Origin of the sequence: Bacillus sp. 17RED48 (assembly GCF_019837545.1) — a bacterium.
Classification (GTDB): Bacteria; Bacillota; Bacilli; order Bacillales; family Bacillaceae_G; genus Bacillus_A; species Bacillus_A wiedmannii.
In genome coordinates this window covers 200,653-213,010 of sequence record NZ_JADAXG010000004.1, presented here as the reverse complement: position 1 = coordinate 213,010, position 12,358 = coordinate 200,653, and the positions used below count along the sequence as shown (strand labels likewise).

Genomic DNA, 12,358 nt, shown 5'->3' with positions numbered 1-12,358 from the left:
TTACAAACTTGTCACAACTATAGTCGGAAATTATTGGTATAATTAAAAGAAAATTTTACTCAAGAGGTGAAGGGATGTTCAAAAAAATTATTGATTCTTTATTAGGTAGGAAAAAAAATCGTTCGTATTCTAGTAGTGATTATCGCCATAGAGGTCGCTCTTATTCAAGTAGCGATTATAAACGACGTTCATCTGGTTATGGGCATCAGCATTATAAAAGAAAACGTAAAAGCCGTAGCTTCTTTTCAAGTAGCTGATGAAATGGCGTCGTATACTAGCTTTATTTGATAGACCACTGCGAAAAAATACAATCGTTGCAGAACGTTATAAAATTGAATCAGTAATTGGAATGGGCAGTTATGGGGTTACATATGTCGTTAATGATTTACAAATAAATAGAAATAAAGTCTTAAAACAATTAAGACAAAGTAAACAAAGGTATGAGTCTGGTAGAAAATCATTTGAACAAGAGAAAATGATTTTACAAACATTAAATCATCATGCAATTCCTAGTTTATATGATCATTTCGTATGGGAGAAAAAAAGCTTTTTCGTGATGGAATATATACCTGGTAAAAATTTCGAAGATTATATTTTCTTAGATGGGCATGCATATACAGAACGTGAAGTTTTAAAAATTTTATATGAAATATTAGAAATTGTATCGGTGTTTCATAGTAAAGGTATTATTCACCGAGATTTACGCATTCCAAACATATTAATGAAAGAAAACCAAATTAGTATTATTGATTTTGGATTAGCTAAATTGAAGGGTGAGGGTGATGAACGAGCTACAGCTTATGAAGGTGAACAAGCTTTGATGCGAGAAGTTCACTTTCGTAGCGATTTTTATGCGCTTGGTCATTTCTCGTTATTTTTATTATATGCAGGCTATGAATCTAATGAAAAACATGAAAAACCATGGTATGACGAATTAACTTTGGAAAATTATAACCGTGAAATGCTTATGCGAATGTTACAAATAAAAACGCCGTACTATGAGAATGTACAAGATTTAAAAAAAGATATAGCTTTTGCTTTAGAAAGGATGGAGGTTCCATGTTTCAAAAGTTTTTAGCAAGTGTTGGTATTGGTAATGCAAAAGTAGATACAGTTCTTGAAAAAGATGAGTATATTGTTGGAGAAGAGATACTAGGGAAGGTTCATATAACTGGTGGTTCAGTTAGCCAACAAATTGAAAGCATTTACTTAACGTTATCGACGTCGTATGTACGAGAAGTGGATGATAAAAAAGTAACAGCAACATATGATTTAGAGCGAGTTCGTTTAACAGAACCTTTTTCTGTTGAGCCAAATGAAAAAAAAGAAATTCCATTTTCATTTATAATGCCAGTTGAAACGCCGCTTACACTTGGAATGAAAACAGTTTGGGTGCATACAGGTCTTGATATTAAACGCAGTATAGATCCAAGTGATCGTGATTACATTCAAGTGTTGCCCAATGCACTATTAAATAGTGTGTTAGAGAGTGTAAATCAATTAGGTTTTAAAGCGCGTCATATAGAATGTGAAGAATTACCGTATCGATTACGTAAGCAAGTTCCGTTTGCACAAGAATTTGAGTTTGTTCCTGTTTCCGGAGAGTATTATGGGAAATTAGATGAACTAGAATTATTAATCTTACCAAGCGCTTACGATCGCTTAGAAATTATTATGGAAGTAGACAGAAAATCTCGCGGATTAGCAGGTTTATTTGCAGAGGCGCTTGATCTTGACGAGAAAGTGATTCGCTTTACAGTAACGAATGAAGATATTCCAACAATGCAAGAAAAAATTAACAATTATATTTTTTAATAAACTATGCATAAAAAAGAAATGGAGAGGAAAACTAAAACAACCGCTCCATTTTTTTGCATAGTGAGGTTATGTATGTGAAACGATATCGACATTTATACTTGTTAAGTTTTACGCTACTCATTTGTTTTGTCGTATTATCACTTTCGTATCATACCGCTTGTATTGAGAAATTTGACAATATAGTCGCGCATTTTATTCAAAGCTTTCGAAACGATTACTTGACAGCCTACTTTACTTGGATGTCTTTTATCGGTTCCAAAAGAATATATTTTCCGTTACTCATCATTCTTGTAATGTATTTTCTCGTTAGAAAAAAGTTGCTTAGCGCATTACTTCTAACAATTAATTATTATGGATCTCGTTATTTAAACAGTATGCTTAAACTATGGTACGAACGAGCAAGACCGGATGTAACGCAGCTTGTTACGGCAACTGGATATAGTTTTCCGAGCGGTCATACGATGAATGCTACTGCTTTTTTAGGATTTATTGCATACGTCACAATTACAGAAGAACGTATTACATTGCATAAAAAATTGTTGATTATTTTTATAGCGAGCTTTGTTGTATTATCTATTTCAGTTAGCCGAATATATCTTGGCGTTCACTATCCATCTGACATATTAGCAGGATGGGCAGCTGGCGGTAGCTGGCTCGTTTTATGTGTTATATTTCATAAAGCGTTCATTAAAAAAGAACCTATGTCATAATAGGTTCTTTTTCCATTGGTTCAACATGAATGTGTGCATGGTAAATGCCAAACTTTTTCCGAAGCATAGCCTCGATGTTGTCAGTAATACAATGACTTTCACCAACATCCATACGAGCATCTACCTCGATTGTAATATCAACGTACGTTTGATTCCCGTACATACGCGCGCGAATGTCTACGATGTTTTCCACCCCACCAATATGTTCAATAGCACCAGCGTACTCTTCCATCTTATCTGGATCGATTCCATCCGTTAACATATGAGAAGCTTCTACGAAAATCTCCCATGCAGTTTTACAAATAATAAGGCCGACAATTAAAGCGGCAATAGGGTCTAAAATAGGCATTTGGAACTGCGAACCGACAATACCTACAACTGTACCGATACTTACGAGAGCATCTGATAAATTATCCTTTGCAGCGGCTTCTAATGATTTACTTTTTGTTCGTGCTGCAATCTTTTTCGTATACAAATACACAAAGTACATAACGACAGCAGAAAATAAGGCTACCCATGCAGCAAGTACATTAGGCGCTGCTTGTTTCGGATTAAAAAAAGATTGAATGGCACTAATAACAACTTCTAAACCGACCGTTGCCATAATAAAAGAAGCAACGAGTGATGCAATTTGTTCTGCGCGCGAATGCCCATAAGGATGATCTGGATCACGAGGTTTACGAGAGATTTTTAGACCAATTAATATCGCTAAAGAAGCACCGATATCCGTTAAGTTATTTAAACCGTCAGCACGTAATGCGCTAGAGAGGGTAATATAACTGATGATGATTTTCATAGAGGATAAAAATATGTAGGCCATAATGCTAACAATAGCACCTTTATCAGCTTCTTTATGAGAAAGAGTATCCATTTTAATCACTCACCTTTCTACAAGGAATTTCTTTCTATAAATAGAGTACCAAACAAAACTCGTGTGGGTCTATACAAACATTGTTGACGTTTTTTAGGTTTTTAAGAAGGGGATAACAAAGTTTCGTGAAGGAAAAATATGTTGTAAAGTGCAAAGTTAGAGTGTGAAATTAATTGGGTTTTATTTCCAATTAAAAAGGGAGGGTAAGAGGATGAAAAAACTAATATTGTTCTTACTATGTATTGTTCTTATAATGATTGGTTGTAATTCATCAAATATCGAAAATATGAAGGAACATAATATTTCTAAAGTATCCATATCTACTTTTAATGGCTACGGTGGATTAAATGAAAATTATTTTCTAAACATAGAAGACAAACAAATAATCAATGGAATTAATAATATGTTTAATGGCATGAAAAAACAAAAGAAAAGAGGCGAAACACCACAATACGATATACTAATTACATATGAAAATAGTGATACGAAGGGGATACATTTATACCTCGGAGATGAAGGGGAAAGGAGTGTAATTATGTACATTGGTCATGAAGAAACTGTATACTACACTTCTGAAGAAATGACGAAATAACTACGAAAGATAATTGTGAAAAAAGATTAAAACCCTCTAGAAATTATTTTTCAGAGGGTTTTAATCTTAGTATGCTTCTAAAAACTCAGTAACTTGCTCTTCAGTTTTTGCGTTAGCACTGTGTAAGTGGCCTAGTTTCTCACCATTTTGATATACAAGTAAACTTGGAATACCCATTACTTGATACTCTTCAGCGATACTTGGAAACTCATCTTTGTTAATAGAATACCATCCAAACTTATTGAACTCTTCCATTACATCTCCGATAAAGTTGTCCATACGCACGCAATCTGGGCACCATGTCGTAAAGAACTTAACAACTACTGGTTCCTCACTTGCGATGATATCTTTGAATTCCTGTTCAGATTTGATTTCTTTCATGTTTTGTTTCTCCTTTTTCACTATCAATATTTTTGGTTGTTTAGTTGGTGTATTTGCTGTGAAACGAAAACTTCTAACGAAATTCTAACTAGAGTTTTCTTTCCGAATAATTCGTTTGCAAATTGATCCACCGCAGTTTCTTGAAGTCCTGGTACAACATGGAAGTAATTGTCCAATGTGATACCTACTCTGTTAAGTCCGAAACGTTCGCTTGTGATCTGCGGATATATACCTTAGATACTAGAAAAGAATATTAGGAACCTCACTTTTCTTTATAAGCTTTTTCATGAGCTGTGTCAAACTTATGAATTGTAAGGTTACTATTTTAAGTAGGGTAAATCAAATTGTATTCATGATAGCCATCGCTATAACGTTCTTCTCTCACATATTTTTATGAGATGTTTATGAAGCGACTGAAATGTAATATCGGATAAAACAAGCAATCTCTTTCCGGTACTTAGAGAAGGTAAACGGTGGTTGATCATTACTCATAAATTTTATGAGTAATGATCAACAAGCAGGAAATTCAAAAAAAGATGTAGGGGATGCATATATGATCGTTATAAGAACTTATTCGTGAAGTTGTGAGAGAAGAGATTAGGGCGGCGTTATCAGAATTCCAGTAATAATCACAACCAAATAAAGTAATGTGGGTGAAACAAGCGTGACTAACAAGAGGGGATGTATAGAGTGAAAGAAAAAACATGATGTGGAACGTGAAAGGGATCATAAGAAGATCTTAGGAATTATTTAGCGGTTAAGAAGTCAGGGGGAATTAGGGTGTTGAAATGGGGGAAGAAACAAAAACGCCCACCTTGCATTGTCTGTGAGAAACAAGAAGGTGAGCCTCAATTAAACGAAACGAATTGGATTTGTGAAAATTGTGCCCAAATTACGCATGAACAAGGTATTGAAAGAGATACCTATACCCTTTATATCTTATTCCATAAATAACAAAGCTGGTGGGCTTCTGATTCAAGAGCTATTAAATGATCGTTATTAATAGAGTTATTCGTATACATTTTGTTCTTTTGGATGTTAAGGACAGTATAATTCACATCGTTATATTCATTTGAAAATGTTGATTCATTTAATAATGTCAGTGTTGAGTTGATGTTATATTTATCAATTCGCTCTTTCTTTCCTTTGAAAAATAGTTTAATAAGATGCGGCTCATCATTTATGAGCAAACCGAGTTCAGGTGATGAGCGGACGATTAAATTATCTGATAACCAATGCGATTTACCTGGATCAAACCAAGAGACGTCTTTGTTTTTAATAAATTTTTTGTACTGCTTTATAACATCAATGTAGTTTTGCTTTTTCTTCTGGTCAACAGTTTGTACTAATGTTTCAAAACATTCAAAAGGTAGTTCGTTTTTATGAAATTTAATAACAGTTTCTCGTAATTGTTTCCAGTAATCAAAAACCGGGTGATATTCAGGTTGAGATTTTAGATTCTTTACAAAATTTGTTTTAGCTGCACTACTTTTCAGTGTGAAGTCTAAAAATTGTGTAAGTCCCACTTTAATTTCCTCCATGTTACACCCCCTTTCCAAACATTACAAATTCGATATTGGATAGGGAAATCCTGCATTTTTAAGGAGATGAACTAGATGCTAGAAAAATCGATGTTCATACACAATGGCAATTGTAAAGCTGATTCGCAAAAATGACGAATAACGTGCTTTTTTTATTTTCTTTATAAAGCGCATGCATATTCATTGATTTACAGATATGTATTACATGAGCATAGTGTTTTTGATAAATAATAGAATGGTTATAAGATGGGAATAAACGGAAATGCAATTATATGAAAAAAGGTCCTGTTGTTTTCAACAGGACCTTTCCTAAAATGGCAAAGAGTAACTCTTACCTTACTCTTCTCGTATATAATACATCAAAAAGATAGATGTGTATACAACAAGAAATTCCAATATAATTATTTGAATATAGGGTTTAAAAATGATAAGGTGGAATTTTAAATAAGGAATTAAATGACAAATGTTGATTTGTCAGGTGATTCAAATGAATTTCTATCAAATTGTAGTTAATAAAGTAATATTGAGATAATAAGATATGCAATTTTGCATACCGGATTTTAATAGCGAACAAGAGTATGAAATATCTAAATAATACGGAAGTTGAGGGAGAGTAATACTAAAATTTCATTTGTTTTTTACTGTAATAAATAAATTCATTTGAATAGAGTCGAAAAATAGAGGTTTGCCTTAGTCATTTATGAAAGTCAAGAATATTTATAACCATAGGAGTAAATACGCAGGTCCGATTTTTGTAATGATGGAGGGAATTGATGTGGACATAACTCAAAGCATGGCAAGAATAGTGGTAAATGGAAAGGATCTTCCGTTTATTTCAGTTAGAACTTCTGTATGGAATCAAGGACCTGTAAATGATTTAATTGTTTCGACAAACTTGAGAGTCGAGGAGCTTTATCAGTTTATGTGGTCGCAAGTGCCAGTAATGCTTGCGATGTATTTTCTTCAAGGAGCGGACTTAATGCGGTTTGCTAGAATTAATGGGATTAATCAAAGGGGAATGGGAGAATATATATATCATTTCACTTGGGGATAAAACGAATGTAATGTAGCTTAACAGCTGCTTTTTTATTTTGTAGAAAGAAAGTGGGGATTTTAATACCTTACAAATGTATAGTCATTAAAAAAGAAGTAGCAATATGTATAAAAATAATACAGAATTACGCTCAATATATGAGCATGATTTCTTAGAAAATTTGCTTTTATAAAGCAACCTAATAAAAGAGGGAAAACGAAGAGATAATTTGAATTTTTAACAGGTAGATGTGGGATTGAATAAGATGAAAGTAATTACTTAATGTTGGGATAGGTTATAAATGGAGAACCAACTAAAGGAAATATTTGGTGCGTTAATAGCAGCTATAGGTACAATAACTGCCGCTATTGGAAGTACACCTTTTTATTTTATAAGCAGTAATGTAAGGAAAGATTTGAATGTATACGGGAACGTATTACAAGCAGTTGGAAATGCTTTAGAGGCTGATGGTCAAGGGGAAATATCGCTTGAAAAAATCGGAAATGAAATTCAATCAATTGGTAATGTAACTGTAATATCTGGATTGGTTATTGAGTTTAAAGATGAAACAAAAATTAAATTAGTGATTGCTGGGAATTGGACACAGGCTTTAGGAGGACTTACAGCATTAGCAGATGAATTTGAGGATACTTCAGATAAAGATGAATCTTTAAATATTGTAGGAAACTTATTGCAAGCTATAGGGAATTCATTGCAAGCAATTGGGGGTATTTATGAACTGAAAACTAATAGAGAAGAGAGACAGTATGGTAAAGAAAATCAATTAAATGATATTGAAAAAAATTCAAACATTCAAGTGAATAGCGAACCGAATGAAAAAAATAAAGAAGGTCAACTTATAGAAATAACAGGAAGTTGGATACAAGCCGTAGGTTCCGTAATTTCATTAATTGGACAAATACGTGAAGAAAGTGAGGAGTTGGAAGGGAGCGATTGATAGACTAGCTTAAAAAATTAAAATGTAACTATGTTCTAAAACGACAATGAGTAATTTTCACCTTTTTTTGATGAACCATTATTATATGAAAATCATATAATATATTGTAGGACAAGCAACCAGCTTATAATCTATTAAATACTCAAAGAGCTTACCTTTTATATATCTTCGCATCTACTGATCTAGATGCTCTTTTTTATTGAACAAAACAACCATTTGGATAGGAGGTTAATAATGGGGATGACATTAGAAGAATTAGAAAAGTGTTATAATAAAGCCTTTATTGAGGGAGCAGAGTACGTAGCTGTTCAGATTGAAATGGATGGATTTCATAGCGATGAAGTAATTATTAACGACAAATACAGTATAGATTCTAAATTAAAGTATTATAAGAAAACATACAATGAAAATTTAGAACATAGATGGATTCCAGGGATTCGTATTGTAGGTTTTGCATATGGCTATTCGTTCTCGGAAATTCTATATGAATTAGGGTTGCTAGTGAAGAAATGATTAAACAAATAGCAGTTATTTTACGCGATGCCGTGCTTTTAGTGGTGTCTTTTTTGTTGTGAAGGAAAGATATAAATAAAAAGAGAGCCTAAGCTCTCTTTTGAATAGATACCTAACGTTTATGCACAGATTGGAATTCCTAATGCTATTAGGGTCAATGCTACTTGAAGAGAAAGTTCTAATCTAGCAATTTCGATTCCAGCGACTGAGACCACTAAAAGAGGTTGTCCATTAACGAACAAAACACAACTTTCCATACTTATGCCTCCTTCCGAGTAATCTAATATAGTATATGAATAAAAATTTAATACGTAATAGTCAGATTATAGAATTGATAATTTAACCTATGGTATAAAAAATTTAAGTAGACTAACAGCCGATTTATTAACACCATATATGAAGGGCAAGAATATATTAGGAGTATATAAAAACGTAGGAGTGGTAAATATGTTCTTTGCAAAGTTACGCGGTAGGAATGAAGTTCCATCAGTAGAAACAGATGCTCGAGGAGAGGCTTTTTTTAAATTAAGCCTGGACAAGCTTAGCTTAAAATTCAAATTAGATTTATTCGATATAGAGGATGTAGTTGTTGCTCATCTGCATCTTGGATCAAAAGGAACGAACGGTCCTGTTGTAGCTTTTTTATTTGGACCTATAACAAATCCAGTTTCAATAGAGTGTGCAACCCTCACAGGAATGATTACTCAAGATGATTTGATAGGGCCGTTAGCGGGTCAAACATTAGGTAACCTTGTAAATGAAATCATATCTGGAAACATATATATTAATGTTCATACAGTACAATATCCTAATGGTGAAATTCGTGGACAATTGAAGTATTGCTAATGAATTATAGTATTGTAAAAAATAAAGCATCCGTTGAGGGTGCTTTTATTTGGAGGAGGATGTATTAATAAGTCATATACCTTTAATAATCTTGAAAATTCATTTTCATAGTTTCAAAAGTAAATGAATTTAATTAGACGTAGTTAATTCACTATCTCTTTAGTTTGTGAATCTATTGACAGAAAATTCAAAATAAAACACCCTCTAAAATTAAATTAGTATTAGTAGATGAACCTTGTAAATGAAATATGAAAGTGTAACAGATAATAAAAATCTTTAAACCTAATCAAAGCTAATAGATTAACTCTCCGCACCCACTGAAATAAAGAATCATAACATAAATTGTAATTACTTTTACGGAAGTGAGTTGAAAATAATGTATTATTCATATTTTGCTTCTCAAGCAGGTATGCGACCAGCGTATGGTACATCAAAAACGTTTAGCGGAGCACAAAGTACAGTTCAAGCTGTTCAACAAGCGTTACAAATGCAACAACAAATGCAAATGCAGCAACAAGGTATCCAGCCGTATTATTCATCTACGGAGTATTTTTACCCAGTGCATCAAATCACACCGTATGGAAGTTCTTTTCTTACTATCCCATATGGAACTGTATTTAATCTATAAATTGAAAGTTTAATTAGTAGGGGCAAGTATCCCAAACCGATTATTAGTCCTCACAAAGTGGACATATACGGACGATCCGGCTCCTACCTATCTTTCTTGCATGTTCCGAAATTTTTTTTTGAGTCTTATTACCCGCAAATGGAGAGGGGGATATGTAAGCGTCAAATAGTCCCCACCTACAATTTGTAAATAACCGATGAGATAATCACCGTACATACTACAAGTGGAATTTTTTTGATGCGAATATACCGATTAAAGAAAGAATGAGAATTATTTTATCATGACAAATGATGGTTAGTGGCTCCGTATGAAAGGATACATAAATATTTACTTACGCGAACCTGGTTGAGATGTAAAAACGAAGTCCTATCTGTGGTTATTTTGTACAGGAAGATTGTCCTAAGACTATCAAGTTACAAGAGTAGGAGAACATCTGAGTCGTTTTTTGACTGTTTTTGAAAGATATTTACAGCTATAACATCACATATTTTGTTTATAATTGTAAATAGTTATTGAAATGTATAAATGTTTTTTTATTAATAAAAAAGAAATAAAGGAAAAATAATGCAACTTTTTAATTTGCTTATTCGTGTTATATATGAAAGGAGGAGGGGGATGGAGATTGAAGAAATATATAAGGTTTATATAAATGATGTGTACCGGTATTTATTTTCCCTTTCTCGTAGCCATCACGTAGCGGAGGACTTGATGCAGGAGACTTTTTATCGGGCGTATCTTTATTTAGAAGACTATGAAAACCAAAAGGTAAAATCATGGCTATTTAAAGTGGCATATCATACTTTTATTGATTTCGTTAGGAAAGAGAAAAAAGTAACCTTTGTAGGAACGGAGGAATTAGAGACAATACAAGCAGGGGAATCTACAGAAGAGTATGTAGTGGCAAAAAATAGTTATGAAAAGTTAATTCAGATTATTCATACTTTACCAGTGATAGAGGCACAAGCTATTTTATTATGTGACGTACATCAATTAACGTACGAAGAGGGTGCTTCTGTACTAGAGTTAAAGGTAAATACGTATAAAAGTCACATATTTCGCGGGAGAAAGAGATTAAAAGAATTGTTAAAGGAGGAAAAGAGTCAAAATGACAAATGATAAACCGCATCCTGAACAAGATGATTATAAAAAATTGTTACAAGAAGCTCTTCATGAAAGACCGGCTTCACTTCCAGATGGAAAACAGGAGCAAGTGTTGAAAATAGGTAAAAAAAGAGCACGTATTACGAATATTTTGATTGTATTTACTTTTTTATTACTCATTCAACCTACTTTATATATATCTACACTCTTATATTATACATTGGCACCTACAAACGCGATGGAGATACGGAATGTAGTAAATCAAACGTTAAGTGTAACAGAACCAAATGTATTTTTGAAAGATAGGGACATGGAGCAAACGTTGTTACCGCTTAGTTTGCAATTGCATTTTGATTTGTATAAAAGAGTAGGAAAGAAAGATATTCGAATAGGAGAAGAGAAAACAGATTATGTATTTAGTAGAGCAACGAAAGTAAGCCGTGAATATACAACAGATGAGAAAATTCCAGAAATCCCGTATATAGATAACGAAGTATTGTCTCATCCTAATAATTATAATGCGTCCTATGATAGTAGCGAAGAAGCGCAGGTATTAAAGGGTCTTCCGCAAGAATCTGTTGTAGAAGCATTTGTATCTTTTAGAGAATTATTAAGTGTACAAGAGGTAACGGATATGTTTCCTACTATTGATATCGTTTGGTATGCCGTTAATACAGGATTAGAGGAGAAGCAAATGAATGATGAGGGTATGTATGTAGCCCCGATTGGCTTCCCAGCAGATATGATTTCAAGGCCAAGTGGTGCTTTTGAAAGTGATTCACCTCATGAGGAACAATTTATTGATGTTTTAAAGTCATTACAGAAGCATGAAAGTTTAGCAGTGAAGCTATCTAGAGCGAAAGTATTAGAGTTGTCAAAGCGTATTTCTTTCCTTGAAAAAAATGGGATAAAAACATACGGGGCAGTTGTAACTGGGCCTAAAGTAGAAGTTGAAAAATTGATGAGCCACGAAAAAGTTAGAAAATTGAAAGTAGGTGAAGCGAGGTTATGGAATTGGCATTCTTAAAAAAAGGACAGAATCGTATGTATAAACAGGAAACGTGGATGGGGACTATTTCATTAATTATTGCCTTTCTAGCGTTATTGTATTTGAACATTATATTGCTTATTCAAGAAACATTTATAGGTAAAAGTTTTCTGCAAATAGTTGGTATTGGAGTGGTGTGCTCAGTCATAGGTATGATTACCAAAAACAAAAGTCGAAAATATGCATTGTGGGCATGTAGTTTATTTATTTTTATACTGCTGTTTTCTGTATTTGGATTTATGCTAGGTTGGATGATAAGCTTTGGGCCATAAAAAAAGAGCGAATGTAGATTCGCTCTTTTTTATGTATAAAAGTAAA

At 33.2% G+C, this 12,358-nt stretch carries 19 protein-coding genes; 14 read left to right on the top strand and 5 right to left on the bottom strand.

Translation table 11 applies throughout. From position 1 onward, the window contains the following. Nucleotides 1-74 precede the first annotated feature (74 nt). The 4 genes from ILT06_RS18175 (at nt 75) to ILT06_RS18160 (ending at nt 2,528) form a co-directional block, all read left to right on the top strand. Nucleotides 75-257 (top strand): hypothetical protein, encoded by a 183-nt coding sequence (locus ILT06_RS18175; RefSeq protein WP_000473373.1) that lies wholly within the window; start codon nt 75-77, stop codon nt 255-257. Beyond that, entirely contained in the window at nt 257-1,078 is an 822-nt protein-coding gene (locus ILT06_RS18170; protein WP_222655345.1) for a serine/threonine protein kinase, read from the top strand. The genes ILT06_RS18175 and ILT06_RS18170 overlap by 1 nt, the downstream gene beginning before the upstream one ends. Further along, on the top strand, nt 1,060-1,815 hold the full coding sequence (locus ILT06_RS18165; protein ID WP_064477326.1) for a sporulation protein: 756 nt from the start codon (nt 1,060-1,062) through the stop codon (nt 1,813-1,815). Before ILT06_RS18170 ends, ILT06_RS18165 begins: the two co-directional genes overlap by 19 nt. Nucleotides 1,816-1,892: 77 nt before the next feature. Beyond that, complete coding sequence (locus ILT06_RS18160) at nt 1,893-2,528, top strand: phosphatase PAP2 family protein (protein WP_064477325.1); 636 nt, start codon at nt 1,893-1,895, stop codon at nt 2,526-2,528. Here the strand turns inward: ILT06_RS18160 and ILT06_RS18155 are convergent. After that, complete coding sequence (locus ILT06_RS18155) at nt 2,518-3,399, bottom strand: cation diffusion facilitator family transporter (protein ID WP_000380378.1); 882 nt, start codon at nt 3,397-3,399, stop codon at nt 2,518-2,520. The genes ILT06_RS18160 and ILT06_RS18155 overlap by 11 nt on opposite strands. A 211-nt stretch (nt 3,400-3,610) precedes the next feature. Here ILT06_RS18155 and ILT06_RS18150 point away from each other — a divergent pair, with 211 nt between their 5' ends. Then, entirely contained in the window at nt 3,611-3,991 is a 381-nt protein-coding gene (locus ILT06_RS18150; RefSeq protein WP_088046811.1) for a YhfM domain-containing protein, read from the top strand. A 66-nt stretch (nt 3,992-4,057) separates the two neighbouring features. Here the strand turns inward: ILT06_RS18150 and ILT06_RS18145 are convergent, their stop codons facing one another. Then, nucleotides 4,058-4,372 carry a thioredoxin family protein gene (locus ILT06_RS18145; protein WP_064477323.1) on the bottom strand — a complete coding sequence of 105 codons (315 nt, stop codon included), beginning with the start codon at nt 4,370-4,372 and terminating at the stop codon, nt 4,058-4,060. A 23-nt stretch (nt 4,373-4,395) separates the two neighbouring features. Next, on the bottom strand, nt 4,396-4,548 hold the full coding sequence (locus tag ILT06_RS33100; protein ID WP_229135726.1) for a hypothetical protein: 153 nt from the start codon (nt 4,546-4,548) through the stop codon (nt 4,396-4,398). Nucleotides 4,549-5,152: 604 nt separating this feature from the next. Between ILT06_RS33100 and ILT06_RS18135 the strand changes: the two genes are divergently transcribed. Further along, nucleotides 5,153-5,326: a hypothetical protein gene (locus ILT06_RS18135; RefSeq protein WP_154131299.1), complete on the top strand. Its 174-nt coding sequence runs from the start codon at nt 5,153-5,155 to the stop codon at nt 5,324-5,326. On the opposite strand, the gene ILT06_RS18130 is transcribed toward ILT06_RS18135, so the two are convergent. Continuing rightward, complete coding sequence (locus tag ILT06_RS18130) at nt 5,305-5,913, bottom strand: hypothetical protein (protein WP_088046813.1); 609 nt, start codon at nt 5,911-5,913, stop codon at nt 5,305-5,307. The genes ILT06_RS18135 and ILT06_RS18130 overlap by 22 nt on opposite strands. 700 nt (nt 5,914-6,613) lie before the next feature. Between ILT06_RS18130 and ILT06_RS18125 the strand changes: the two genes are divergently transcribed. From ILT06_RS18125 to ILT06_RS18115, 3 genes are all read left to right on the top strand, one after another. Continuing rightward, a complete protein-coding gene (locus ILT06_RS18125) occupies nt 6,614-6,967 on the top strand; it encodes a hypothetical protein (RefSeq protein ID WP_088046814.1) in 354 nt (117 codons plus the stop codon). A 280-nt stretch (nt 6,968-7,247) separates the two neighbouring features. Further along, nucleotides 7,248-7,904: a DUF6944 family repetitive protein gene (locus tag ILT06_RS18120; RefSeq protein ID WP_088046815.1), complete on the top strand. Its 657-nt coding sequence runs from the start codon at nt 7,248-7,250 to the stop codon at nt 7,902-7,904. Nucleotides 7,905-8,138: 234 nt separating this feature from the next. Further along, nucleotides 8,139-8,417, top strand: a complete 279-nt coding sequence (locus ILT06_RS18115) for a hypothetical protein (RefSeq protein WP_098110990.1) — start codon at nt 8,139-8,141, stop codon at nt 8,415-8,417. A gap of 119 nt (nt 8,418-8,536) precedes the next feature. On the opposite strand, the gene ILT06_RS18110 is transcribed toward ILT06_RS18115, so the two are convergent. Continuing rightward, entirely contained in the window at nt 8,537-8,674 is a 138-nt protein-coding gene (locus tag ILT06_RS18110) for a DUF3956 family protein (protein WP_000443219.1), read from the bottom strand. 190 nt (nt 8,675-8,864) lie between these two features. Between ILT06_RS18110 and ILT06_RS18105 the strand changes: the two genes are divergently transcribed. The 5 genes from ILT06_RS18105 to ILT06_RS18085 all read left to right on the top strand — a co-directional run bounded on the left by ILT06_RS18105 (nt 8,865) and on the right by ILT06_RS18085 (nt 12,312). Continuing rightward, nucleotides 8,865-9,263, top strand: coding sequence for a CHRD domain-containing protein (locus tag ILT06_RS18105; RefSeq protein ID WP_064477318.1), 399 nt, complete (start codon nt 8,865-8,867; stop codon nt 9,261-9,263). A 376-nt stretch (nt 9,264-9,639) separates the two neighbouring features. After that, nucleotides 9,640-9,891, top strand: a complete 252-nt coding sequence (locus tag ILT06_RS18100) for a DUF3947 family protein (protein ID WP_098110989.1) — start codon at nt 9,640-9,642, stop codon at nt 9,889-9,891. A 615-nt stretch (nt 9,892-10,506) separates the two neighbouring features. Further along, complete coding sequence (locus tag ILT06_RS18095; protein WP_098110988.1) at nt 10,507-11,007, top strand: sigma-70 family RNA polymerase sigma factor; 501 nt, start codon at nt 10,507-10,509, stop codon at nt 11,005-11,007. Beyond that, the gene (locus tag ILT06_RS18090; protein WP_149173303.1) at nt 10,997-12,019 is read left to right on the top strand and encodes an anti-sigma factor; all 1,023 of its coding nucleotides are present in this window, start codon (nt 10,997-10,999) and stop codon (nt 12,017-12,019) included. Before ILT06_RS18095 ends, ILT06_RS18090 begins: the two co-directional genes overlap by 11 nt. Next, on the top strand, nt 12,001-12,312 hold the full coding sequence (locus tag ILT06_RS18085) for a hypothetical protein (protein ID WP_064477314.1): 312 nt from the start codon (nt 12,001-12,003) through the stop codon (nt 12,310-12,312). The genes ILT06_RS18090 and ILT06_RS18085 overlap by 19 nt, the downstream gene beginning before the upstream one ends. The last annotated feature ends 46 nt before the right edge of the window (nt 12,313-12,358 follow it).